The sequence below is a fragment of the Ruegeria sp. CDSA079 genome (assembly GCF_059612245.1).
The window spans coordinates 1-21,863 of the sequence record NZ_JBXWQF010000002.1; the positions used below are offsets into that span (position 1 = coordinate 1).

24 protein-coding genes are annotated in these 21,863 nt (G+C 57.6%); 15 read left to right on the forward strand and 9 right to left on the reverse strand.

All coding sequences use genetic code 11. From position 1 onward, the window contains the following. The 4 genes from AC2FJZ_RS02045 to AC2FJZ_RS02060 form a co-directional block, all read left to right on the forward strand. Positions 1–222: hypothetical protein (locus AC2FJZ_RS02045; RefSeq protein WP_496775914.1), on the forward strand; the 222-nt coding region annotated here is incomplete at its 5' end. A gap of 79 nt (positions 223–301) precedes the next feature. Next, on the forward strand, positions 302–1,246 hold the full coding sequence (locus AC2FJZ_RS02050; RefSeq protein WP_496775915.1) for a glutathione S-transferase family protein: 945 nt from the start codon (positions 302–304) through the stop codon (positions 1,244–1,246). A 10-nt stretch (positions 1,247–1,256) separates the two neighbouring features. Continuing rightward, a complete protein-coding gene (locus AC2FJZ_RS02055; RefSeq protein WP_496667970.1) occupies positions 1,257–1,619 on the forward strand; it encodes a tautomerase family protein in 363 nt (120 codons plus the stop codon). A 308-nt stretch (positions 1,620–1,927) separates the two neighbouring features. Next, positions 1,928–2,581: a hypothetical protein gene (locus tag AC2FJZ_RS02060; RefSeq protein WP_496775916.1), complete on the forward strand. Its 654-nt coding sequence runs from the start codon at positions 1,928–1,930 to the stop codon at positions 2,579–2,581. Positions 2,582–2,852: 271 nt separating this feature from the next. Here AC2FJZ_RS02060 and purD read toward each other — a convergent pair whose 3' ends face one another. Next, positions 2,853–4,121, reverse strand: coding sequence for a phosphoribosylamine--glycine ligase (purD, locus tag AC2FJZ_RS02065; RefSeq protein WP_496775917.1), 1,269 nt, complete (start codon positions 4,119–4,121; stop codon positions 2,853–2,855). A gap of 75 nt (positions 4,122–4,196) precedes the next feature. On the opposite strand from purD, the gene xseA reads away from it, so the two are divergent. Next, complete coding sequence (gene xseA / locus AC2FJZ_RS02070; RefSeq protein ID WP_496775918.1) at positions 4,197–5,681, forward strand: exodeoxyribonuclease VII large subunit; 1,485 nt, start codon at positions 4,197–4,199, stop codon at positions 5,679–5,681. Between the two features lie 3 nt (positions 5,682–5,684). Beyond that, positions 5,685–6,326, forward strand: coding sequence for a glutathione S-transferase family protein (locus AC2FJZ_RS02075; RefSeq protein WP_496775919.1), 642 nt, complete (start codon positions 5,685–5,687; stop codon positions 6,324–6,326). Here the strand turns inward: AC2FJZ_RS02075 and AC2FJZ_RS02080 are convergent, their stop codons facing one another. After that, positions 6,327–6,722 carry a hypothetical protein gene (locus AC2FJZ_RS02080; RefSeq protein WP_496776120.1) on the reverse strand — a complete coding sequence of 132 codons (396 nt, stop codon included), beginning with the start codon at positions 6,720–6,722 and terminating at the stop codon, positions 6,327–6,329. Positions 6,723–6,862: 140 nt separating this feature from the next. Here AC2FJZ_RS02080 and AC2FJZ_RS02085 point away from each other — a divergent pair, with 140 nt between their 5' ends. The 5 genes from AC2FJZ_RS02085 (at position 6,863) to AC2FJZ_RS02105 (ending at position 11,099) form a co-directional block, all read left to right on the forward strand. After that, the gene (locus AC2FJZ_RS02085) at positions 6,863–7,501 is read left to right on the forward strand and encodes a lysoplasmalogenase family protein (protein WP_496775920.1); all 639 of its coding nucleotides are present in this window, start codon (positions 6,863–6,865) and stop codon (positions 7,499–7,501) included. A 58-nt stretch (positions 7,502–7,559) separates the two neighbouring features. Continuing rightward, positions 7,560–8,699 (forward strand): signal recognition particle-docking protein FtsY, encoded by a 1,140-nt coding sequence (ftsY, locus tag AC2FJZ_RS02090; protein WP_496775921.1) that lies wholly within the window; start codon positions 7,560–7,562, stop codon positions 8,697–8,699. A 91-nt stretch (positions 8,700–8,790) separates the two neighbouring features. Continuing rightward, positions 8,791–9,693 (forward strand): EamA family transporter, encoded by a 903-nt coding sequence (locus AC2FJZ_RS02095; protein ID WP_496667964.1) that lies wholly within the window; start codon positions 8,791–8,793, stop codon positions 9,691–9,693. 16 nt (positions 9,694–9,709) lie between these two features. Then, positions 9,710–10,315 carry an inner membrane-spanning protein YciB gene (locus AC2FJZ_RS02100; RefSeq protein ID WP_050602646.1) on the forward strand — a complete coding sequence of 202 codons (606 nt, stop codon included), beginning with the start codon at positions 9,710–9,712 and terminating at the stop codon, positions 10,313–10,315. A 115-nt stretch (positions 10,316–10,430) separates the two neighbouring features. Next, entirely contained in the window at positions 10,431–11,099 is a 669-nt protein-coding gene (locus AC2FJZ_RS02105) for a Crp/Fnr family transcriptional regulator (RefSeq protein WP_496776121.1), read from the forward strand. Positions 11,100–11,318: 219 nt separating this feature from the next. Here AC2FJZ_RS02105 and AC2FJZ_RS02110 read toward each other — a convergent pair whose 3' ends face one another. The 6 genes from AC2FJZ_RS02110 to rpiA all read right to left on the reverse strand — a co-directional run bounded on the left by AC2FJZ_RS02110 (position 11,319) and on the right by rpiA (position 17,523). Next, positions 11,319–12,812: a Do family serine endopeptidase gene (locus AC2FJZ_RS02110; RefSeq protein ID WP_083445177.1), complete on the reverse strand. Its 1,494-nt coding sequence runs from the start codon at positions 12,810–12,812 to the stop codon at positions 11,319–11,321. Positions 12,813–12,943: 131 nt separating this feature from the next. Then, the gene (locus tag AC2FJZ_RS02115) at positions 12,944–13,138 is read right to left on the reverse strand and encodes a DUF2065 domain-containing protein (RefSeq protein WP_050602647.1); all 195 of its coding nucleotides are present in this window, start codon (positions 13,136–13,138) and stop codon (positions 12,944–12,946) included. After that, entirely contained in the window at positions 13,138–14,034 is an 897-nt protein-coding gene (gene hflC / locus AC2FJZ_RS02120; RefSeq protein WP_496775922.1) for a protease modulator HflC, read from the reverse strand. Before hflC ends, AC2FJZ_RS02115 begins: the two co-directional genes overlap by 1 nt. Continuing rightward, entirely contained in the window at positions 14,034–15,176 is a 1,143-nt protein-coding gene (gene hflK, locus AC2FJZ_RS02125) for an FtsH protease activity modulator HflK (protein ID WP_496776122.1), read from the reverse strand. Before hflK ends, hflC begins: the two co-directional genes overlap by 1 nt. Positions 15,177–15,248: 72 nt before the next feature. Next, positions 15,249–16,607: a glutathione-disulfide reductase gene (gor, locus tag AC2FJZ_RS02130; RefSeq protein WP_496775923.1), complete on the reverse strand. Its 1,359-nt coding sequence runs from the start codon at positions 16,605–16,607 to the stop codon at positions 15,249–15,251. A gap of 127 nt (positions 16,608–16,734) precedes the next feature. Then, positions 16,735–17,523: a ribose-5-phosphate isomerase RpiA gene (rpiA, locus tag AC2FJZ_RS02135; protein WP_050602650.1), complete on the reverse strand. Its 789-nt coding sequence runs from the start codon at positions 17,521–17,523 to the stop codon at positions 16,735–16,737. 167 nt (positions 17,524–17,690) lie between these two features. On the opposite strand from rpiA, the gene AC2FJZ_RS02140 reads away from it, so the two are divergent. The 4 genes from AC2FJZ_RS02140 to AC2FJZ_RS02155 are packed head-to-tail and all read left to right on the forward strand — an operon-like array spanning position 17,691 to position 21,166. Further along, entirely contained in the window at positions 17,691–18,392 is a 702-nt protein-coding gene (locus AC2FJZ_RS02140; RefSeq protein WP_496775924.1) for a glutathione S-transferase family protein, read from the forward strand. A 1-nt stretch (position 18,393) separates the two neighbouring features. Then, complete coding sequence (locus tag AC2FJZ_RS02145) at positions 18,394–19,767, forward strand: L-serine ammonia-lyase (protein ID WP_496775925.1); 1,374 nt, start codon at positions 18,394–18,396, stop codon at positions 19,765–19,767. Between the two features lie 22 nt (positions 19,768–19,789). Continuing rightward, positions 19,790–20,206 (forward strand): GFA family protein, encoded by a 417-nt coding sequence (locus AC2FJZ_RS02150; RefSeq protein WP_083445178.1) that lies wholly within the window; start codon positions 19,790–19,792, stop codon positions 20,204–20,206. A 45-nt stretch (positions 20,207–20,251) separates the two neighbouring features. Beyond that, positions 20,252–21,166: a DMT family transporter gene (locus tag AC2FJZ_RS02155; protein ID WP_496775926.1), complete on the forward strand. Its 915-nt coding sequence runs from the start codon at positions 20,252–20,254 to the stop codon at positions 21,164–21,166. Here AC2FJZ_RS02155 and AC2FJZ_RS02160 read toward each other — a convergent pair. Beyond that, positions 21,111–21,818 carry a thiamine diphosphokinase gene (locus AC2FJZ_RS02160; protein ID WP_496775927.1) on the reverse strand — a complete coding sequence of 236 codons (708 nt, stop codon included), beginning with the start codon at positions 21,816–21,818 and terminating at the stop codon, positions 21,111–21,113. The two genes, AC2FJZ_RS02155 and AC2FJZ_RS02160, sit on opposite strands and share 56 nt — an antisense overlap. Positions 21,819–21,863 lie beyond the last annotated feature (45 nt).

Genomic DNA, 21,863 nt, shown 5'->3' on the forward strand with positions numbered 1-21,863 from the left:
CCTGACAAGAAAGGCACTCGCGCTCAGTTCGGTACGCCTCTCTCTGCGCCAGCAACACGTTGTTTTTCAACAATATCGGCTCGGAGCAGCCATTCGCTGCACTATGCAACAATGACTGCAGTGCCGAAGCTTGTAGTCGGTAGTCTATGCAAAGTGATCCGCCACTTCGAAGTCGATTTCTGCAATAGTCACGCCTTCAAACCAGCATTTCCAGAAAATTGAAGATCGCCTGGGTTTCGTGATCTGACGAGTTCCGTTAGCGTCCTGAAGCAACTCGAAAAACAGAAGAGAGACAAACTGCATGATCTATCCAGCTACAGAGATAGTCTTCCACAACTATCCGCAATCACCCGTAGCTGAGAAAGTGCGCGTGGCTTTCGGTATCAAGCAGCTGTCCTGGCGCGATGTCGAGATCCCGCGCCTGCCGCCGAAGCCCATGCTGACAGCGCTGACGGGCGGCTACCGACGTACCCCGGTCATGCAAATTGGGGCAGACATTTATTGCGACAGCCAATGTATGCTTCGCGAGGTTGAACGTCGTCACCCAACGCCGACACTGATGCCGACATCTGAGGCTGGTTTGATGTGGTGCTTGAGTCGCTACACCGATGGAGATCTTTTCTCGCTGGTCGTGAAAATCGTTCTTGGATCTGCGGGTGATAACCTGCCAAGTGATTTTGCAGAGGACCGCGGACGCTTGTATATTGGCCAAGACTGGGCTGCAGGGCTTAAACGCGCCAACGAGCAGCTACCACATCTTGTCGCTCAGATGCGCGCACCCCTATCTTGGATGGATGCTCAGTTGAGCGACGGGCGTACTTTCTTGCTCGGCTCTGATCCCGCGGCCATTGACGCGCAAATGTACCATATCCTTTGGTTCATTCGTGGGCGGTGGGCCGGTGGCCCTGATCTGCTATCCGAATTTCCTGACCTGATACGGTGGGAAGAAAATGTGCGCGGAATTGGGCATGGGACTTCAAAGGCTATGCGCGCGGAGCACGCAATCGAGCAAGCAAATAACGCCGAGCCCGTGTCGGAAATCGGTGTAGCTCCTCACGATTCGCAGGACCTTCAAATCGATACTTTGGTAACGGTCACCCCTGATGTTGAAGGCGGCGAGCAACCCGTCGAAGGCAAAGTGCGCTACGCAGATGCTGAAACCATTTCGATTGCACGCACAACCGATGAGGTGGGAACAGTCTGCGTACATTTCCCGCGTACAGGCTATCGCATTGCTGTAGCATAAAGGAAAATTCATGCCTGTTATCCGCATAGAAGTGCCAGAAGGCACCCCTCAAGAGTCTAAGAAGAGAATTCGTAAAGGTGTGAAACAAGCCGTTCTGGACACGCTTGCCCCCAAGGAAGTCAAATACGACTACGTCGGTGTGCGCGAAGTCTTCGGCATTTTGGGCGATGGCCTCCCACTAGTTACAGTTGACCTACGCCCAGGTCGCGACGCAGGCCGCAAGAAGGCTTTAGTCGATGCCATTGCGGTGCTGCTGCAAAAGGAACTTAACTCAGACCCTACCGATCTATACGTTCTTTTCCGGGAAAACCCCTCTGAGAACCACTATACTGGTGGTGCTCCGTTGCCTGCGTGGGTGCCTGCAGATCAGTAAAAAAGTCATCCTTAAAAGGGGGTAGCTGATCGGAACAGATTCCTAAAAGTAGTCATGCGAAGACATCGCGGCGTCAAACACTGTGGCCCAGAACTGTCATTCGCTATACTCCGCCTGAATGACAGCCTTGCGAAACGGCGCAACCGTACGAGATTTTGCAAGCGGAGCGAGCTTGATCGGCAAAGCCCCTTGGACAAAACGCTTGCAAACTGGGCAGCGTCTTCAGTCTAATCCTTTCTCAACAACAACGCTGAGCGGATAAAACTGAGCTTGTTTGACGACGTGGTTGCAACAAGGAGTAATAATAAATGTATCGTTCAATTTCACTTTCTGTTTCCGTTGCGGTAAGCCTTCTGGCCGCCGAATCTTTTGCACAAGGAACGAATGTCGCTCATCCGATGGGCTTTTTTGTTACATCAGTTGGATTGGGTGATGGAGGAAACCTCGGCGGCCTCGAAGGCGCTGACGCCCATTGCCAAAGCCTCGCGGCGGCTGTCGGCACTGATGAACGTCAATGGCGCGCGTATTTGTCAACACAGGAAGAAGGAAAACGCGGAATTTCCGCCAGAAGTCGCATCGGACAAGGTCCTTGGTACAACGCAAATGGCGAATTGATCGCTTCGGACCTGGATCAACTGCACATCTTGCCAAACATCTACTACCGGACTGCGGTTGACGAGAATGGAAACAAAATCAAGGGCCGCGGCGATAGCCCCAACGAACACGACATTCTGACCGGCACTCAGGCCGATGGAACCGCCTATTTCCCTTGGCAGGAGGGAGACAAGACGTGCTCGAATTGGACATCCAATGGAGAGGGCTCGGCGACTGTCGGACATCACGATCGTCACGGCGGGGGAAACACATCTTGGAACGCAGCTCACGGTAGTCGTGGTTGTTCTCCTGATGCGCTTCGAGGCACCGGTGGGAACGGCTATTTCTACTGTTTTGCCGCTGACTGACAGTTCTACCGGAAAGTCTGCAAATAGCTCGGAGTGGTATCAAATGTCCGCTCTGGGCTCTGGGCAGGCTTTCGCCGCGGTAATAGCCAATGAGCGTAATAGAGCCGTCCGCACCGTCCAAATATCCTGAACACCATTGGCTTGATAGCGTATTTATTGCCTTAGCGCTCGGATAAGTGCGAGAGCGCCAAGGCATTTAGCCCAAGCTGGCAAGTGCGAAGTGGTGCCATACAAAAGTGCAATCGACGGCTTGGCAGCGCCCCCTGCCCGATCAGCCATCCAGAGCACGCCATCCGATATCGCGTCGAAAGAACCCATCAGACCAATCCACACTGTCAACCATCACATAGGCTCGGTCGCGCGCCTCTTGCAGCGTTTCACCGCGCGCGGTGACGTTCAAGACACGCCCGCCGGCGGCCTGCACCTGACCCTCAACAGCCTTGGTGCCAGCGTGAAAGACCATGTTGCTGCTGTCTTCAGGCAGCGCGTCCAATCCTTTGATGACAGAGCCTTTCTCGTACGCACCCGGATAGCCATTGGCCGCCATCACAACTGTCATCGCATGATCATCGGCCCAATTGACCCGCACCTCGCCCAGCCGCCCTTCGGCAGCGGCGTGCATCAGATCCATCGCCTGCGCGCCTAGGCGCATCATCAAAACCTGACACTCAGGATCGCCAAAACGCACATTGTATTCCACCAGGCGTGGCTGTCCGTCCTTGATCATCAACCCCGCATAGAGAACGCCCTGAAACGGTGTACCCCGGCGCTTCATCTCGGCAATGGTCGGACGCACGATCTCTTCCATTGCGCGCGCTTCGATCTCTTCGCTCAGCACCGGTGCCGGTGAATACGCCCCCATGCCGCCCGTGTTCAGCCCGGTGTCGCCTTCACCTACCCGTTTGTGATCTTGTGCGGTGCCGATGGACAGGATGTCTTCCCCATCACACAGAACAAACAGCGAGGCTTCTTCACCTTCCATAAATTCCTCGATGACTACCTCAGCGCCCGCACCGCCAAAAGCGCCGCCGAACATGTCGTCAATGGCTTCAAGCGCTGTGCCTTCGTCCATCGCCACGATCACGCCCTTGCCTGCGGCCAAACCGTCGGCTTTGACCACAATCGGCGCGCCTTGCTGGCGGATATAGGCCTTGGCGGATTCCGCTTCGGTGAACCGGGCATAACCTGCGGTGGGGGCATCAGCCGCGTCGCAGATTTCCTTGGTGAAGCTTTTCGAGGCTTCCAACCGGGCAGCTTCGGCCGACGGTCCAAAAACCAGCACACCAGACTCGCGCAGACGGTCGGCCACACCAGCGGCCAATGGTGCCTCGGGGCCGACAATCACGAAATCAATCGCGTTTTCTTCAGCAAAGCTGACGACGGCCCCGCCATTCTCGATATTCAAATCCGCACAATCCGCGATCTGAGCGATCCCGGCATTTCCCGGTGCCACGATCAGACGGTCGCATTTGGGGTTTTGCAACACCGCCCAGGCGAGACTGTGTTCGCGCCCGCCGCTGCCGAGAATGAGGATGTTCATGAATGCGCTCCGATCTGCTTGGCCTTGCCTGCGCGGCGTTCTAAGCTGGCCCGGCATATGAAACAAGGCGTTGAAATGTCCGACCTGCTTGATGACCCGATTCCGGGCCAAAATACCCCTGAATACACGGTGTCCGAGATCTCGGGCGAGGTGAAACGGACACTCGAAGGCTCGTTTGGGCGAATCCGTGTGCGCGGTGAGGTCGGGCGCGTGTTCAAAGCACGCTCGGGCCATCTGTACTATGACATCAAAGATGACCGGAACGTTCTGTCCTGCACCACATGGAAAGGACAAATTTCCGGCTTATCGGTGGTGCCGGAGGAAGGGCTGGAGGTTATCGTCACCGGCCGCCTCACCGCTTTTGGGGCGCAATCGAAGTACAACCTGAATGTCGATGAAGTTTCAGTCGCCGGGCAAGGCGCGCTGATGGCGTTGCTGGAAAAGCGCAAGAAACAACTTGAGGCCGAGGGCTTGTTTGCGCCCGAGCGAAAGAAGCCCTTGCCCTATCTGCCGCAGATCATTGGGGTGGTGACATCTCCTTCGGGTGCCGTGATCCGCGACATTCTTCACCGTCTGCGGGACCGGTTTCCGCGCAAGGTGCTGATCTGGCCCGTGGCCGTGCAAGGGGCGAACTGCGCACCTGAGGTCGCCCGCGCCATCGATGGTTTCAACCAGTTGAGGCCCGGAGGTGCATTGCCACGCCCAGACCTGATCATCGTGGCGCGTGGCGGTGGGTCCATCGAAGACCTCTGGGGCTTTAACGAAGAGGTCGTCGCCCGCGCCGCTGCTACTTCGGACATACCGCTGATCTCGGCCGTCGGGCACGAAACCGATACAACGCTGATCGACTATGTCTCGGACCGCCGCGCGCCCACGCCCACTGCAGCAGCGGAACTTGCCGTGCCCGTCCGAATGGAATTGCTCGCCTGGACCGGAGAGCAAGGTGCCCGTTTGTCGCGCGCGGCAACGGATGCAGTTCAACGCCGAACCCAAAGGTTGCGCGATCTGTCCCGCGCCCTGCCGCGCCCGGACACCCTGTTGAACACCCCACGACAACGCCTTGATTTAATTGCAGATCGCTTAACCCCTGCCTTGACCCGCGGCGTACAAAACCGCCGTCTGCAAGTGGTGGAAATGTCTGCGCATCTGCGCCCCTCGACCTTGCGCAGTTTGGTAACGACGCGGCAGGAATCGCTGCGCAACCTGTCTTCGCGTCTGTCTCTGCGTCCCATTCAACGAGAAATCAGCCAGCAGCAGCAGAGCCTTGCACGGCTTGGCGATCGTATGAGCACCGCCCAGACCACACGGCTGGATCGCCTTCAACAACTGCTTGAATCGACGGACCGCTTGCGTGAAACGCTCAGCTACAAAGCCACACTGGAACGCGGATATGCCGTCGTCCGCGCGGACGGGGACTTGATCACCACCAAAGCGCAGGCCGCGAAACACTCGGCGCTTGAGATCGAATTCACAGATGGCATTCTCGGCACCGGAACAGCGGGAAAACCGACACCCAGGAAACCCAAACCGGACGCCCCGGATCAAGGATCGTTGTTCTGAACCATGCTGACTATCTGGGGCCGCAAAACATCATCGAATGTTCAAGCTCTGATGTGGTGTGTCGGTGAGTTGGGGGTGGAATATCACCGTCACGATCTGGGACACAGGTTCGGAGGGTTGGACACCGACGCGTTCCGCCAATTGAACCCAAACAGAACCATCCCGGTCATACAGGACGACGACCACCCACCCCTATGGGAGACAGGCGCGATCTTGCGCTACCTGGCCAACGCCTACGGGGATCAAGCGTTCTGGCCCCGCGATCCGGCACGACAGGCCGAAGTCGACAAATGGGCGGAATGGGCCAAGATCAATATTGCTATGGCGTTTACCGTCCCCGTGTTTTGGCAGGTTGTTCGAACCCCTAAATCAGAACAGGACCAATACAAAACTGAACGCGCCGTGGCTGCATTGGAGCACAAACTGGCACTTGCCGATGCGCAACTGTCCGAAGGCGCGTTTCTTTGCGGCGCCGACCTGACCTTGGCGGACATTCAGCTGGGTCACATCCTTTACCGCTATTACGACACCGACATATCTCGTGCAGAACTGCCGAACCTGCGCCGGTATTACATGATGCTGGCGGACAGGCCCGCGTATCAGACCCATGTCATGACCAGCTATGATGAACTGCGCGCGCCGTGATCAAACACCAACCTCAGGACCGTAGCACACCATTTCCTCACCAAGTTCTTCGGCCTCATACAGCTCCGTCGCCTCCGGATTGCCCTCAAACTGTGCGACAAGGCCGCCACCGGATTGTGTGAAAACCCAGCATTGAGGGTCGGGCCTGTCTTCGTAGAGAAAACAGATCTGCTCATCCCGCTGATACCAGACGCCTTCCTTGCAGTTGCCATCCAGAAAGGACCAGATCACGCGGCGGTTCGGCAGGTACCGCTCGACCCCGTACACCTGCCCCTCAAACCCGTAGAACAGAGTTTTGCCCTGCGTGTATTTATCAAATTCCGGGCCAGACAAAGGGGTCTGGGCCGCAACGGATTGCGCAACAAAGCTTGCGAGAATCATCCAGTATCTGAGCATAAGTGCATACTGCCAGAAGCGCTTTACCTGCGCCATTCACCCTTTGCCTCCGGGGCATCACAAGGAACTTAACTCGACGTAAGCGGTTGATTTCAAATCTCACTCCGGCTGAGATCATCTGAAAACTGCAAGGGGCACCTATGATCAATATACTCTTCTGGATCGCTCTTGGCTGCGCGCTCAGCTATCTGCCCCTTACGGCTCGCCCGGCATCGCATTTGCGCACAGTATTGAAAACCGCTTCCGTGGCCACCTTGGCCATTGTTGCCCTGGTGCACGGCGGACCTTGGTTACTTGTATTCGCGCTTGTCTTATGTGCGACGGGTGACGCTTTGTTGTCGCGCGAAACGGATGCCACGTTCATGGTGGGTATTGCCGCCTTTGCCGCCGGACATCTGGCCTATGTCACGCTGTTCCTGATCCATCCGGCCAGTGACCCTGGCCTGATCTGGAACGCGCCCGCAATGGTATGGTCTCTGGTCATCCTGGGCATCATCATGGCCACGGTGCTTGCGCCCCGCGCCGGTAATCTCAAAGGGCCCGTTCTGGCCTATATCCCCATCATCCTTGGGATGGGTATCACCGTTCTGGCGCTGCCGGATACGGGCGCAATGCGGTGGGCATTTCCTGCCGCCATCGCCTTCATCGCGTCCGATCTGATCCTTGCGACCGAAAAGTTCCTGCTGACACCGGGCCATCCGGCCCTCAAAGCGACACCCTATCTGGTCTGGCCACTGTACTGGGGCGCGCAGCTTGGCTTTGTTCTTGCGTTCGCGTGACCCTTTGCAACTGCCGCAAATCCGCATTAGTTGAAGGGAACACCTGCGGAGACCAAAAATGGCGTTTTTCTCAAAGCTAAAAGACAAGCTGTTCAAATCCTCTTCTCGTCTGGAAGAGGGGTTGGAAGCCATCGTCGAAGATGGCGGCGAGGAAACGGTCGCGCCCGATCCGGTGATCCCCGAACCTCAGCCTGAACCGCAACCGGTTCCCGAAATTCCGGATCCGGCCCCGGCCCCGCAACCGGTTGAGCCGCCTGCCCCGATCCCGACCGATCCCACGCCCGTCGCGCCACCGCCAGAGATACCGGAATCCAAAGGTATCCTGAATCGCCTGTTCAACCGCGGTGGCACCACTGAAATGCGCCGCACGCTGGATGACGACATGCTGGAGCAGCTCGAAGAGCTGTTGATCGCTTCCGACATGGGCGTTGATACGGCCTTGCGCGTCACTTCGAACATGGCCGAGGGGCGCTTTGGTCGCAAACTTTCAACTCTGGAAATCAAGCAATTGCTGGCACAAGAGGTTTCCCGCGTGATGGAGCCCGTGGCCAAACCATTGCCAATCTATCCCAATCGCCCGCAGGTGGTGCTGGTCGTTGGCGTCAACGGATCGGGCAAGACCACCACCATCGGCAAGCTGGCCAGCCAGTTCAAAGAAGCCGGCAAGAAAGTTGTCATCGCCGCCGGTGACACCTTCCGCGCCGCAGCCGTTGAACAATTGCAAGTCTGGGGAGACCGCGCCGGGGTTCCGGTACTGACGGCGCCCGAAGGCTCGGACCCGGCCAGCCTTGCGTTCGACGCCCTGACCCGCGCACAGGCAGACGGTGCAGATCTGTTGATGATCGACACCGCAGGACGCCTGCAAAACCGTGCTGACCTGATGGAGGAACTGGCCAAGATCGTCCGTGTCATCCGCAAAGTCGACGACACAGCACCGCACAACACCTTGCTGGTCCTTGACGCCACAACCGGCCAGAACGCGCTGAGCCAGGTGGAAACCTTCCGCAATCTGGCGGACGTTTCGGGCCTGGTCATGACCAAGCTGGACGGTACTGCCAAAGGCGGCGTGCTGGTCGCGCTGGCAGACAAGTTCGGCCTGCCCATCCACGCGATTGGCGTGGGCGAACAGATTGACGACCTTGCGCCTTTCGACCCCGAAGAATTTGCCGCCGCCCTGACCGGTCTGGACAAAGGCTGATCCGCCCCTTCATCTGGCCCAAAATATCCTCGGGGGGTGTGGGGGGGCAGACAGCCCCCCACCTTCTCCACCCTACAAAAGGTTGGCATTTTTGAGCAACTGGCTGATCTCACTTGAAGGGACCGAAACGGGCCACCAGCTTGCGCTGGGCTTGGCCCTTATGGCCGCCTTCCTTCATGCCGTGTTTGGCGCGCTGCAAAAAGGGCGGCATGATCCGTGGCTGTCCCGTGGGGCCATTGATGCCAGTTACTGCATTATGGCCGCGCCTTTTGCCTTCTTTGTGGTGCCCTGGCCTGAACCGCATATGTGGTCGATTTTTGCATTCGTATGGCTGATCCACATTGCCTACAAGACGCTTCAGGCCATGGCATATACTAAAGGCTCTTACACCGTGGTCTATCCAGTGGTGCGCGGCACCGGTCCCCTGTTCACCGTGATCGGCGCTTATCTGTTATTCGGCGAGACCTTTACGACAGTACAATGGCTGGGCGTCGCAACCCTACTGGCCGGGATATTCGGCCTGGCCGCGTATAACTTCCGATTTCTGGAAACCAATCGGGATACACTGGGCATCGCGTTGACACTTGCGATCATCACGGGCCTTTTTGTAGCCCTATACACCACCTATGACGCCTATGGCATCCGCGCCACCGCCGACCCGTTCACCTTTCTGGCCTGGTTTTTCATGATTGATGGCGCAGCCATGCCCATCTACGCCTTCCTCAGGTGGCGAGCCATGATCGACCGCCCTGCAGTTGGCCCGCTGATGGTGCGCGGTTTGGCCGGCGGTCTGATCGCTCCGCTGTCTTTCGGCGCAATCATGCTCGCCACTCGACTGGATAAAGTGGGTGAGGCCGCCGTTCTGCGCGAAACCTCAACTGTCTTTGCGGCATTGATCGGCTGGCTTGTGCTAAAGGAAACCGTAGGCCCCAGACGCATTGCCCTGATGGCATTGATTGCACTCGGCGCAGTAATAGTTGAAATGGGCGGGTAAACAGCAGGACAATCAGATGACAGGCAAAAAAGACATCAACCCGTTTCTCAAACAGGTGCTGGAACTGGGCCCTCCGCTGGCCTTCTTCTTCATCTACCTGCGCCTTCGCGACGACAGTTTTCTCGTCGCTGGCACCGAGTATTCCGGCTTTATCGTGGCGACGATCATCTTTGTTCCGCTGATGCTGGGGGCAATGGCCATCCTGTGGTATCTGACCGGCAAACTCAGCCGAATGCAAATTTTCACGGCCTTCATGGTGATCTTTTTCGGCGGCCTTACCGCCTGGTTCAATGACGAGCGGTTCTTCAAAATGAAAACCACGCTGGTCTACGGCCTGTTCGCCCTGATCCTGGGGATCGGCCTGATGCAAAAGAAATCCTATCTGGCTTATGTGCTGGACGAGATGTTGCCGATGCAGCACGAAGGCTGGATGATCCTGACCCGGCGTCTGTGCGCCTGTTTTGCGGTTCTGGCACTGGCAAACGAACTTGTCTGGCGCACCATGTCGACGGACATGTGGGTCAAGATCGAGACCTTCGGATTTCCTATTGCACTGATGGCCTTCCTGATGCTGCAATTCAGCATTTTGCAGCGGTTCATGGACGACCCAGAGAAAAAATAGCTGCCCTTACGTCCGCCAGGTCTGCCAAAACAAACAAAATTCTTGGCTAATGCGCCCAGCTATGGGAAATTGAGTGACCACCCACACACTCACCTTGCCCAAGATCGGTTCATACATGACGGCCTTTCCCAACAGCGGCTTCCTTTCCGAAGCCTCCGACGGGCTCAGAGACATGCTTTCGGCTCAAGCGACCGAAATTTCCCTGGCCCAAAGCGAAACACTCTTTGAACAAGGCGACGAGGGCGACGCGCTCTACGCCATATTGGACGGCACGCTGGAAGTGTCGTTTCTGGCCATGAGCGGCCGCAAACTGACCCTGACGCTGATGCGTCCGGGTGAAGTCTTTGGTGAGATTGCCCTGTTCGACAACGGCCCGCGCACTGCCACCATTGCGGCTGCAGAACCGTCACGCGTGCTGCGTGTGCGCCGCAACGACGTCATGAAACAAGTCCGGCAACAACCTGATCTTGCAGAGGATTTGATCCGCTTGGCGGGATTACGGATGCGATGGATGGGATCGCAGTTGAACGAGCAGGTCTTTTTGCCCATGCCCATTCGACTGGCCCGCAAGCTGCTGCATCTGTCGGGCCTGCAAGACAACCCGTCAGAACGGATCACCTTGTCTCAAAGTGAGCTGGCCGAGTTCGTCGGGGCCACGCGTGAAGCCGTGTCCAAAACAATATCAGGTTGGAAGCGTGACAATGTGGTCGAAGCCTCCCGGGGCGGAATATTGATTCAGGACTTCTCAGCCTTGCGTGAATTGGCCGATTCCGACCTAATTTGACCTTATGTGACCTGGTTCACAGATCGAACACAGAAGATGGTTAGGTTGGATTTGTTACCGTAGGAGGTCAGAGAATCATCCCCGATATCTGTCCAATGACCTCTCCCTGTATCTGAGCCATACGCAATAGCAGCGTATGGCTCATTTTTTCTCATTATTCAGAGTTTGAAGCCGACCAGGCAAAGAAAAAGGCCGGGATTTTGTCCCGGCCTCGTGTCTTTAGTCTTCGAGGCTCAGCGCCACAAATCGCGGGTCGCCGCCTCTTCGAACCAGAAGAAGCAAAGACTTTCTGCCAGCTTCGCGTGATTCTTCCATCCGCTTTTCCAGATCTCCGATGGTCGTTACCTTCTGCTGACCTGCTTCGGTGATCAGATCACCAGCCCGCAGACCTTTGGCGTAAGCTTGCGACGCCTGATCAACTTCGGAAATCACCAGACCTTCTGCATCTGCATCCAGCCCAAGATCCTCGCGCAGCGTATCTGTAAGAGGCGAGATGGTCAGGCCGAGAATATCAGCATTCTCATCGACGGGAGCTTCCTCGACGCTTTCTTCACTACTGTCAGCGCGTTCAGCATCCTCACGACGACCCAGCGTGACCAGCACGGTCTGTGTGCCGCCGTCACGGTGCACGATCACGCGCACGGACTTGCCAACTTCGGTTTCACCAACCTGACGCACCAGTGCGCGCGTGTCCTCGACCTCTACACCATCAAAGCTGGTGATAACGTCGCCTGCCTTCAAACCCGCCTCCTTCGCGGGTCCATCCGGGACATCGCTGATCAGGGCACCACTTGGTTTCTCAAGCCCCATGGCTTCGGCCATGTCCTCGGTCACGTCCTGAATACGCACACCCAGCCAGCCACGACGGGTTTCGCCAAATTCACGCAGTTGATCGACAACTTTGACAACAACATTGGAAGCCATCGAAAACCCAATACCGATCGAACCCCCGTTCGGAGACAGAATCGCGGTGTTCACACCGATCACTTCGCCTTCCATGTTGAACAGTGGGCCGCCCGAATTGCCGCGGTTGATCGCCGCGTCGGTCTGAATGTAGTCGTCATACGAGCCGCTCAGTGCCCGATTGCGTGCCGAAACGATCCCGGCGGATACCGAAAATCCCTGCCCCAGCGGGTTGCCCATGGCAATCACCCAGTCGCCCACTCGTGCGATATCGCTGTCGCCGAAGGTCACATACTGCAGAGGACCCGACGCCTCGACCTTGAGCAGCGCGATATCGGTTTTCTCATCTGTACCGATGACCTTGGCCACCAGTTCTTTCTTGGGCTGATCGTCGCCGGGAAAGAATTCCACAAGGATTTCATCCGCTTCGGCGATGACGTGATTGTTGGTGACAATGAAGCCGTCTTCCGAGATCACAAATCCCGAGCCCAGAGCATTGCTACGACGCGGAGCGTCGTTGTCGTCATCGCCGTTGCGGTCCTGAAACTCGCGAAAGAAATCCTCGAACGGAGATCCTTCGGGCACAATACCCTGCGGGCCGGTCTGGCCTTCAATCAGGGTGCTGGTTGTGATGTTCACCACCGCAGGGCTGATTTTCTCTGCCAGCGGTGCCAGGCTTTCGCCCCGGGCCTGAGCTTCGGCTGATTGCGCCAGCAAAAGCAACGAACCAGCAAACGCCAGCCACATCAGCCGCATCCAAACACTCACTTCGTCCCACCGGACGGATACACTGCGCGCTTTCGCCTGCACTTGAGCTCTCCTTGTTGACGTTCTTGCCAAGACCGCTCCTACACGGTCTTTCTTGACAACCAATGTAGTCAGTTTGGTCTGACGAGCAACTCGGGATCGCAGGGAAATCACTGCCAAGTGAAGGCATCGTATCAAAAACCCAGTTGATACGCCCCCCAAAGCAGGATCAGCCCACTGATGACACAAAGCAGCCCGGCCAATCGACGCGCCTGTTCAGGCAGCGACCTTAACGCTTCGAGCATACGCTCGATAAGCGAAGGGGCCAGCGCATAGGCCAGCCCCTCGACAATCAATACCAGCCCGAAGGCCAGAAGGATCATACCCATTATTCAGAGGCCGGAGCCGCCGGCACAGGCCGCCCTGTCGGAGACCCGAGGTAATTGAAGAACTCTGAATCCGGGCTCAACACCATCGAGCTATTACCGCCTTGCAGCGCATTCTCATAGGCCGTCAGTGAGCGGTAAAACTCAAAGAACTCCGGATCGGCACCGTAGGCTTCAGCAAAGATCGCGTTGCGTTCGGCGTCGGCCTCACCGCGGGTGATTTCAGCCTCACGACGCGCATCCGACACCAGTTCAACCACAGTTCGGTCGGCCTGCGCACGTACACGCTGCGCGGCCTCGTTACCACGCGCGCGTTCGTCGGTCGCTTCACGTTCCCGCTCGGCCTTCATCCGATCGAAGGTCGCCTCAAGGTTGGCCTGCGGCAGATCTGTCGCCTTCAAACGAACGTCGATCACGGTAACACCCAGCGCCAGCGCCTCGGCAATAGCACTGTTGCGGATACGCAGCATCAGCGCGGCACGGTCGGAACTCAGGATATCGCGCGAGGACACCGAACCCAGAACTTCACGGGTTTCGGCGCGCAAGATGCGATCCAGTCGATCCTCGGCAACCGGGATACCGCCAACACCAACAGCCTGACGGAATTGGTTCAGATCGGAAATCCGGTAACGTGCAAATGCGTCGACCACGAGGCGACGATCATCCAGAGGTGTGACCTCCAGCGGCTGCACATCGATGGACAAGATGCGGTCGTCATAGCGCACCACTTCCTGAATCAGCGGAATTTTGAACGCCAGACCTGGCTCTTCCTTCACCGCGACAACGCGGCCAAATTGAAGAACCAGCGCGCGTTCACGCTCGTCCACGATGAAGATCGAGGACAGCACGCCGACTATCGCGATGAAAACGATCGGCAGAATAAATGTCGTCTTACGCATCAGTTGCTCTCCCCTGCAGGGCTTCGGCGCAGCTCGTTGAGCGGCAGATACGGCACAACACCCTGCCCTTGCCCACTAGAGCTCTGGTCCAGAATGATCTTATCGACGTCACCCAAAATCTGTTCCATCCGTTCCAGATACAAACGCTTGCGGGTCACGTCCGGTGCCTTGGAATACTCTTCCAGAACCGCGCTAAAGCGGCTGGCCTCACCCTGAGCGCTGTTGATCTGTTGCGCACGATATCCTTCGGCCTCTTCCAAAATCTGTGCGGCTTCACCGCGCGCTTCGGCGAGTACCCGGTTGGCATAGGCGTCAGCGACGTTCTGCAGACGGTCACGCTCTTGCGCGGCCGCCTGAACATCGCGGAACGCAGCAATCACGTCCTGTGGCGGGTCGGCCTTGTCAAAGTTCACACGGACGATGTTCACGCCCGAATCGTAGCTGTCCATCGTCTCCTGAATCAGTTCCTGCAGGCGGTCGGCAATAATACCGCGATCCCGGTTCAGAATCGGCGCCAGTTCGCTTTGCGCAATAATCTCACGCATCGCAGATTCTGACACGGCGCGGATGGTTTGGCGTGGATCGCGCAGATTGAACAAGTATTTGGCGGGATCGTTGATGTTCCAGACCACTTGATAGTCGATATCGACCACATTTTCGTCACCGGTCAACATCAGGCCGTCATCACTGCCACGGGCACCGCCCATGTCTTCGTTCTGTTCGCGTGTTACCGGGATTACCTCAGCGGTTACGAACGGCCAGGGCGCAAAGTTTAGACCCGGATTGCCGACGGCCGAGAATTCGCCCAGGAACAACTCAACCGACTGTTCTTCTGGCTTTACGGTGTAGAAGCTCGCCAACCCCCAAAGACCGGCAGCGACCAGAACGCCAATTGCAATAGTGCCCTTGGTAAAGGCCGGACCACCGCCGCCTTGACCACTGCCGCCACCCTTGCCCGAGCCGCCGCGACCGCCCATCAGAACGCGCAGCTGCTCTTGGCCCTTTTTCATCAGTTCGTCGATCTCGGGGATTTGCGGGCCATCGCCTTCGGGGGGCTTGCGCCCATCGCCGTTGTTGCCCCGATTTCCTCCGCCGCCGGAAGAGCCTCCGCCCCCCCAGGGGCCGCCGCTGTTGCCCGCCATATGTTTCAATTCCTTCATTATGGACCGTGTGATCACGGTGTCCCTTGTAACGTGTGTATTCGCGCTTGCAAATCAAGCGGTGCGTAAAGGTTGCCGCATTGTCACCAGTTCTTCAGCCATCACCGGGTGCACCGCAACCGTGCGGTCGAAATCTTCCTTGGTGGCGCCCATCTTTACGGCGATACCAGCCAACTGGATCATCTCACCCGCGCCGGGCGCCACGATATGGCAACCCAGAACCTTGCGGGTGGCCTGGCTGACCAGAAGCTTCATCAAAACCCGCTGCGTTCCGCCAGCGAATGCCTTCTGCATCGGCTTGAACGACGTGGCATAAACCTCGATCGGTTCTTGTGCTGCGGCCTCTTCTTCGCTGAGGCCAACTGTTCCAAATTCCGGTTGCGTGAAGATCGCAGTCGGGATCAGTTCGTGATCCACGGGCGTTGGGTTGCCTCTGAACACCGTTTCGACAAAAGCCATGCCCTCGCGGATCGCTACCGGTGTCAGGTTCACCCGATCCGTAACATCGCCAATGGCATAGATCGAAGGCACCGCCGTCTGGCTGTATTCATTTACAATGATCTCACCCTTGCGACCACGTTCGACGCCCAGATCTTCCAGCCCCAGATTGTCGGCATTTGGCGCACGGCCCGTGGCGTACATCACGACGTCAAATCGATCCTCGGTGCCATCGGTTGCCTTGACGCGTATCTGGTCCCCGTCTTTGGTCATTTCCAGAACATTGGTGCCCAGACGTACGTCGATACCGTTCTGGCGCATCTCTTCACAGATCAGCCCCCGCGCTTCTTCATCAAAGCCACGCAGAATCTGCGCGCCACGATAGAATTGCGTGGTCTTGACGCCCAGCCCATTCATGATCCCTGCGAATTCGCTGGCGATATAACCGCCACCAACGATCAGGATGTTCTGGGGCAGCTTGTCCAGATGGAATATCTCGTTCGAGGTGATCGCCAGGTCCGAGCCCGGAAACTCTGGCACGACCGGACGGCCGCCAGTGGCGATCAGGATGTGCTTGGCGGTTTTGCGGGTGCCATCGGTCAGCTCGACCGTATGGGCATCAACCAAATGCGCGCGCTGGTCAAAGCTTTCAACACCGTTGTTTTTCAGGATGTTACGATAGATACCTTCCAGCCGGTCCAGTTCCGTCACCAACTTGCCGTGGAAGGTGTTCCAGTTGAACGCACCGGGTTGAATGTCCCAGCCATAGGCTTGTGCATCACCGACCATGCCCGAGTATTCACTGGCAAAGACCATCAGCTTCTTGGGCACACAGCCACGGATCACACAGGTGCCGCCATAGCGGTCTTCTTCGGCCAACGCGACCTTGGCCCCTGTCTCACCTGCCGCCACACGCGCAGCTCGAACCCCGCCCGAGCCTCCGCCGATGACAAAAAGATCATAGTCAAAGCTCATGCCGGGTTCCTTCGTTCAACATTCAAAAAATTCTCTGGATATCTGGGCGCGAAAACCCCGGTGCCAACCCCTGGGCACAGAAATTTCGAACATTCACTGACGCTTGTCGGGATCAAGGGCATCAAACTCAGTCCGAAACATCGGAAAACAGGTTGTCGCGCGACCGGCCCAAAAACTGGTCCAGCTCGATGGTGCCTGCATTGATGTCCCGCAGTTCGACCCGGCCATCGCCGTGGCCCAGAACGACCTTGTCGCAGATATCGATGAACAGGCCATTTTCGACCACGCCCGGCACCTGATTCAGGATCAGCGCCATCTGACGCGGATTGCCGATGCGTTGCAGGTGCAGGTCCAGAATGTGGTTTCCTTCATCGGTCACAAAAGGGGCCTGACCATTCATGCGCAATGCAGAGGTCGTGCCCAGAACATCCATGGTGTCCAGCGCCTCTTCGATCAGCGTCCGCGTGGTTTGCCAGCCAAAGGGAACCACCTCGACCGGCAGTGGGAAAGCGCCCAGTGTTTCAACCTCTTTTCCGGCATCAGCGATGACGATCATCTGATCACTGGCCGTGGCCACGATCTTTTCCTGCAGATGCGCTCCGCCGCCGCCCTTGATCAGGTTCAAGTCCGCATCAAACTCATCGGCACCATCAATGGTCATGTCCAACCACCCGGCTTGGTCCAGTGAAATGACCTCGACCCCGACCTCGCGCGCAAGCTGTGCCGTGCGGGTCGATGTCGGCACGCCCTTAATCCGTAAGCCTTCCTCGCGAACCCGTTCGCCCAGACGGCGCACCAACCAGGCGGCTGTGGAACCTGTCCCAAGGCCCACGCGCATTCCGTCTTCGACCATCTCGGCCGCACGGCACGCGGCCACGTATTTTGCAGTGTCGATGGGCGACAAATCTCCGGTCATGGCAGCTTTCCAAGGTTGGCTTGCCGAAGTTATAGGGAATGCGTCGGGTGACTGCGACCCCAATTTGCGACCCGGCGGGCTTAAAGACACCGAAGGACTACGCGTTTCCTATCGGAAACGTCGCAATCATGTCTTACAAGCTCATCTTTGCGTTATAAGTTGCCGCCATGTTGACGCCCTACCGCCTGCACTATGCCCCCGACAACGCCTCGCTGGTGATCCGCCTGGCGCTGGAAGAGATGGGTGTGCCTTATGAAACCGCTCTGGTGGATCGGCGCCAGAACGCGCAGGACAGCGCTGCCTATCGGGCACTCAATCCCAACGGCCTGATCCCGGTTCTGGAAACGCCGCAAGGGCCGATCTTTGAAACCGCCGCTATCCTGCTGTGGTTGTCCGAGCAGCATGGCCAGCTTGCCCCGGCCAAAGATGATCCGGACCGCGCAGGCTTTCTGAAATGGCTATTCTTCGCATCCAACACGCTGCACGCAGACTTGCGCATCCTGTTTTATGCCGAGAAATACATCGACCCGTCGCAGGCTGACACATTGCGGGCTGGCATTCGCCCCCGCGTGAGACACCATTTGCAATTGCTGGACCAAGTAGCAAAGAGCGCGCCGGATTGGTTCTGTGCTGATCATCCATCCGTTCTGACGTATTATGTCGCGTGCATGATGCGCTGGATGGCACTTTACCCCGCTCAGGCAGACCGCAGTTGGTATCAACTGCCGGACACGCCTTACCTGCAAACGCTGCTGATGAAGCTTGAAGCACGCCCAGCGACCCGTTCGGCCATTGCGGCAGAAGGTCTGGGAGTCACCCCGTTCACATCCCCAGTTCACGCCAACCCACCAGAAGGCTCAGCTATCTGATATGTTCCTCTCTGTTTTCGATATGTTCAAAGTGGGCATCGGCCCGTCCTCTTCTCACACTATGGGCCCCATGGTGGCTGCCGCACGCTTTCTGGATATGATGCGTGCGTCGCCGTTTGATTTTTCGGGTCTCAAGGGGTCATTGCACGGTTCACTGGCCTTTACCGGCGTGGGTCACGCAACCGACCGGGCGACCATCCTTGGCTTGGCCGGTTTTGTACCGGACACCTATGACAACGCCAAAGCCGAGGCTGCGCTGACGGAAATCACCCGTACGCATACGGTTACGCCAGAAGGCTTGCCGTCGCTTCAATTCGACCCCAAGACCGACCTGATTTTCGACTATGACAACACTCTGCCCGGACACGCCAACGGCATGATCCTGATGGCGACGGACGCACAGGGCGACGTTATCCTGCGGCAGGTTTTCTATTCCGTCGGCGGCGGATTTGTCCTGACCGAGGAAGAACTGGCCGAGGGAAAAGCAACCAATGAAGGCGCACCGGTGCCGTTCCCATTCAAATCAGCCGTGGAAATGCTGGAGATGGCAAAATCCAGCGGCAAGAGCATTGCCGGAATGAAGCGCGAAAATGAAATCGCGCGGGGCTGTGCTGACAGTTTTGCCAAAGGCTCAGCGCGCCTGTGGGAAGTCATGAACGCCTGCATCGAACGCGGATTGACCACAGACGGCATTCTGCCGGGCGGGTTGAAAGTGCGCCGCCGCGCCAAGGGCATTTATGACGCCCTGATGGCTGAACGCGGCATGAACCTGACCGCGCCGCATACGATCAACGACTGGATGAGCGTGTACGCGATGGCGGTAAACGAAGAAAACGCAGCCGGTGGGCAGGTCGTCACCGCACCTACCAACGGTGCGGCAGGTGTTCTGCCTGCGGTGCTGCGTTATTACCTCGACCACGTGCCCGGTGCCTCGGAAAGCCATATCGAGGACTTCCTGCTGACCGCAGCCGCCATCGGCGGGTTGGTGAAGTACAACGCCTCGATCTCGGGGGCCGAAGCGGGATGTCAGGCCGAGGTCGGCAGCGCAGCCGCCATGGCTGCTGCCGGGCTTTGCGCCGTAATGGGCGGAACGCCTGAACAGGTAGAGAACGCCGCCGAAATCGCGCTGGAGCATCACCTGGGCATGACCTGCGATCCCGTCGCCGGGCTGGTTCAGGTACCCTGTATCGAGCGGAACGGGCTGGGTGCCATCAAGGCAGTTTCTGCCGCGTCACTTTCCTTGCGCGGGGACGGTCAGCATTTCGTGCCTTTGGATTCGGTAATCGAGACCATGCGTCAGACCGGGTATGACATGCACGAAAGGTACAAGGAAACCTCGCTTGGCGGATTGGCTGTGAACGTGCCAAACTGCTGAAGGAGACCAGGAGAGGGTCGATATGCGTGGACATTGCCTGTGCGGTAAAATCAAATACGAAATCGACTCTGCGCCCCTGTCCTGCGTCAGCTGTCATTGCGACAGCTGCCGACGCCAATGCGCCGCTCCGATGACCACCTATTTCGCGGTCCGCGACGGGCAATGGCGCTGGACCGGAGAGGACCCCAAGCGCTTCAACTCTTCTCCGGGCGTTGAGCGCAGCTTTTGCCCTCATTGCGGCACACCGATCTCATTCCGTTCGACGAAGATGTCGGGTGTGCAGCACCTGTATGTCGCGACATTGGAAAACCCCGAGGCTCTGACGCCCACTCTCCATGTGGCGTATGAAGAAAAGCTGAGCTGGCTTCATCTTGATGATGGTCTGCCCACTTGCATCGGGCCGGATTACACAAAGGTTCAGCCACTGCCCGATGCGTGACATCGGACCTTTCTCCTGTGACGTGAAACGGATAGCGTCGCCGACATGACCCACGATCGCCCCGTCTTTGGCATCGTCTTGATGCTTGGTTTTTGTGTCCTCGCCCCATTGGGCGACGCGATGGCCAAGCTGTTGGGCGAGACCACCCCGTTGGGCTTGCTGGTAACAGTTCGCTTTGCTGCGCAGGCCCTGATTCTGATCCCTCTGATTGTTTTGACTGGGCGGCCCTGGCGGATGAGCGGGCGCATCCTGCGCCTGACGGTGATCCGCACGCTGCTGCACATCGTCGGGATCACGGCCATGTTCAGCGCGTTGAAGTTTCTGCCACTGGCCGACGCCATCGCAATCGCCTTTGTCATGCCCTTCATTATGCTGCTGCTGGGCAAGTTCGTTCTCGGGGAAGAAGTTGGCATACGCCGCCTGGCTGCATGTATCGTTGGGTTCGCGGGCACGTTGCTGGTCATCCAACCCAGCTTTGCCGAGGTTGGCGCCCCCGCCCTGCTGCCCCTGATCGTCGCTGTTGTCTTTGCCTTGTTCATGCTGGTCACTCGGCAAATCGCGAAAGAGACCGATCCTGTGTCTTTGCAGGCTGTCTCGGGTGTTTTTGCCACGCTCATATTGGCCCCGGTTCTGCTGGTCGGTACGCAGCTGGATGTCTGGGAGATCTCAGTGATCTTACCCGGTCCTGACATGTACTGGCTGCTGTTTGCGATTGGGGCGTTGGGCACGATTGCCCATTTGCTGATGACATGGTCCTTGCGCTATGCGCCCGCTGCCACACTGGCTCCGATGCAATATCTGGAAATCCCTGTTGCAACGCTGATCGGCTGGATGATCTTCAGCGACCTGCCAGACGGACTTGCAGCGATAGGAATCGCCATCACAATCGCCGCAGGGCTCTACGTTATTCTGCGCGAACGGGCCACCGCCCGGTCTGCCCCGACAGAAACACCCGCATAAGCGGGTCCAGCGCGGCACGCGGGATCATGACCAAAAGTCCCGGCCCGTCCATTTGCAGTTCAACCTCGGCCAGCGCACGGTTGGACGTCCCCATCTGACCGTCCGGTTCGAACTGCAACCCATCAATTGGCCACTCCAACCCGGTGCTGCGGCCGGTCACCAAGCGCATTGAAAACAGCGATACCACGTCCCCGGGGTCAACTGGCAAGCAAATCCGGGGGGGTGCGTGAAAGACCACCTCATCCTCGCCCAGCAGAATGCACGTCTGATGCTGCCTTCGGATCAGGGTATTCAAAACCGCAAGCTGATGATCCAGCCGCCCCCCCAGAAAACCTGCTCCCAAGATCACCGGGCTCTGCACGCTGCGCAGCGCCTTGTCGAAATCGGTGCTGTCTTGTTCGCGGATCGGAAAAAGCCGCTCCGACGGTATTTTTGCCTTGGCCTCGGCATCCAGCGAATCGAAGTCTCCGATGACAGCATCGGGGATATGACCTGATTCTGTTAAAACAGATGCTCCACCATCGGCCGCAACGACGGACTTGACGCGGCTCAGCACCAGATTCAGGTCATCAGGCCCGACAAATCCCCCTCCAAACAACCCAATTGGATCATTAGAGCGTACAATTGGCTCGAATTTACTAAGATTGGTCATATTTCCCGGTTTTGGACACATTAAGACCACAAAATGATAGATTCA

What these genes read in the sequence shown, in the direction of transcription:
- AC2FJZ_RS02050 (WP_496775915.1), top strand. Translation starts at nt 302, where the DNA reads ATGATCTATCCAGCTACAGAGATAGTCTTCCACAACTATCCGCAATCA.
- AC2FJZ_RS02055 (WP_496667970.1), top strand. Translation starts at nt 1,257, where the DNA reads ATGCCTGTTATCCGCATAGAAGTGCCAGAAGGCACCCCTCAAGAGTCT.
- AC2FJZ_RS02060 (WP_496775916.1), top strand. Translation starts at nt 1,928, where the DNA reads ATGTATCGTTCAATTTCACTTTCTGTTTCCGTTGCGGTAAGCCTTCTG.
- purD (WP_496775917.1), bottom strand. Translation starts at nt 4,121, where the DNA reads ATGAACATCCTCATTCTCGGCAGCGGCGGGCGCGAACACAGTCTCGCC.
- xseA (WP_496775918.1), top strand. Translation starts at nt 4,197, where the DNA reads ATGTCCGACCTGCTTGATGACCCGATTCCGGGCCAAAATACCCCTGAA.
- AC2FJZ_RS02075 (WP_496775919.1), top strand. Translation starts at nt 5,685, where the DNA reads ATGCTGACTATCTGGGGCCGCAAAACATCATCGAATGTTCAAGCTCTG.
- AC2FJZ_RS02080 (WP_496776120.1), bottom strand. Translation starts at nt 6,722, where the DNA reads ATGCTCAGATACTGGATGATTCTCGCAAGCTTTGTTGCGCAATCCGTT.
- AC2FJZ_RS02085 (WP_496775920.1), top strand. Translation starts at nt 6,863, where the DNA reads ATGATCAATATACTCTTCTGGATCGCTCTTGGCTGCGCGCTCAGCTAT.
- ftsY (WP_496775921.1), top strand. Translation starts at nt 7,560, where the DNA reads ATGGCGTTTTTCTCAAAGCTAAAAGACAAGCTGTTCAAATCCTCTTCT.
- AC2FJZ_RS02100 (WP_050602646.1), top strand. Translation starts at nt 9,710, where the DNA reads ATGACAGGCAAAAAAGACATCAACCCGTTTCTCAAACAGGTGCTGGAA.
- AC2FJZ_RS02105 (WP_496776121.1), top strand. Translation starts at nt 10,431, where the DNA reads ATGACGGCCTTTCCCAACAGCGGCTTCCTTTCCGAAGCCTCCGACGGG.
- AC2FJZ_RS02115 (WP_050602647.1), bottom strand. Translation starts at nt 13,138, where the DNA reads ATGGGTATGATCCTTCTGGCCTTCGGGCTGGTATTGATTGTCGAGGGG.
- hflC (WP_496775922.1), bottom strand. Translation starts at nt 14,034, where the DNA reads ATGCGTAAGACGACATTTATTCTGCCGATCGTTTTCATCGCGATAGTC.
- hflK (WP_496776122.1), bottom strand. Translation starts at nt 15,176, where the DNA reads ATGGCGGGCAACAGCGGCGGCCCCTGGGGGGGCGGAGGCTCTTCCGGC.
- gor (WP_496775923.1), bottom strand. Translation starts at nt 16,607, where the DNA reads ATGAGCTTTGACTATGATCTTTTTGTCATCGGCGGAGGCTCGGGCGGG.
- rpiA (WP_050602650.1), bottom strand. Translation starts at nt 17,523, where the DNA reads ATGACCGGAGATTTGTCGCCCATCGACACTGCAAAATACGTGGCCGCG.
- AC2FJZ_RS02140 (WP_496775924.1), top strand. Translation starts at nt 17,691, where the DNA reads ATGTTGACGCCCTACCGCCTGCACTATGCCCCCGACAACGCCTCGCTG.
- AC2FJZ_RS02145 (WP_496775925.1), top strand. Translation starts at nt 18,394, where the DNA reads ATGTTCCTCTCTGTTTTCGATATGTTCAAAGTGGGCATCGGCCCGTCC.
- AC2FJZ_RS02150 (WP_083445178.1), top strand. Translation starts at nt 19,790, where the DNA reads ATGCGTGGACATTGCCTGTGCGGTAAAATCAAATACGAAATCGACTCT.
- AC2FJZ_RS02155 (WP_496775926.1), top strand. Translation starts at nt 20,252, where the DNA reads ATGACCCACGATCGCCCCGTCTTTGGCATCGTCTTGATGCTTGGTTTT.
- AC2FJZ_RS02160 (WP_496775927.1), bottom strand. Translation starts at nt 21,818, where the DNA reads ATGACCAATCTTAGTAAATTCGAGCCAATTGTACGCTCTAATGATCCA.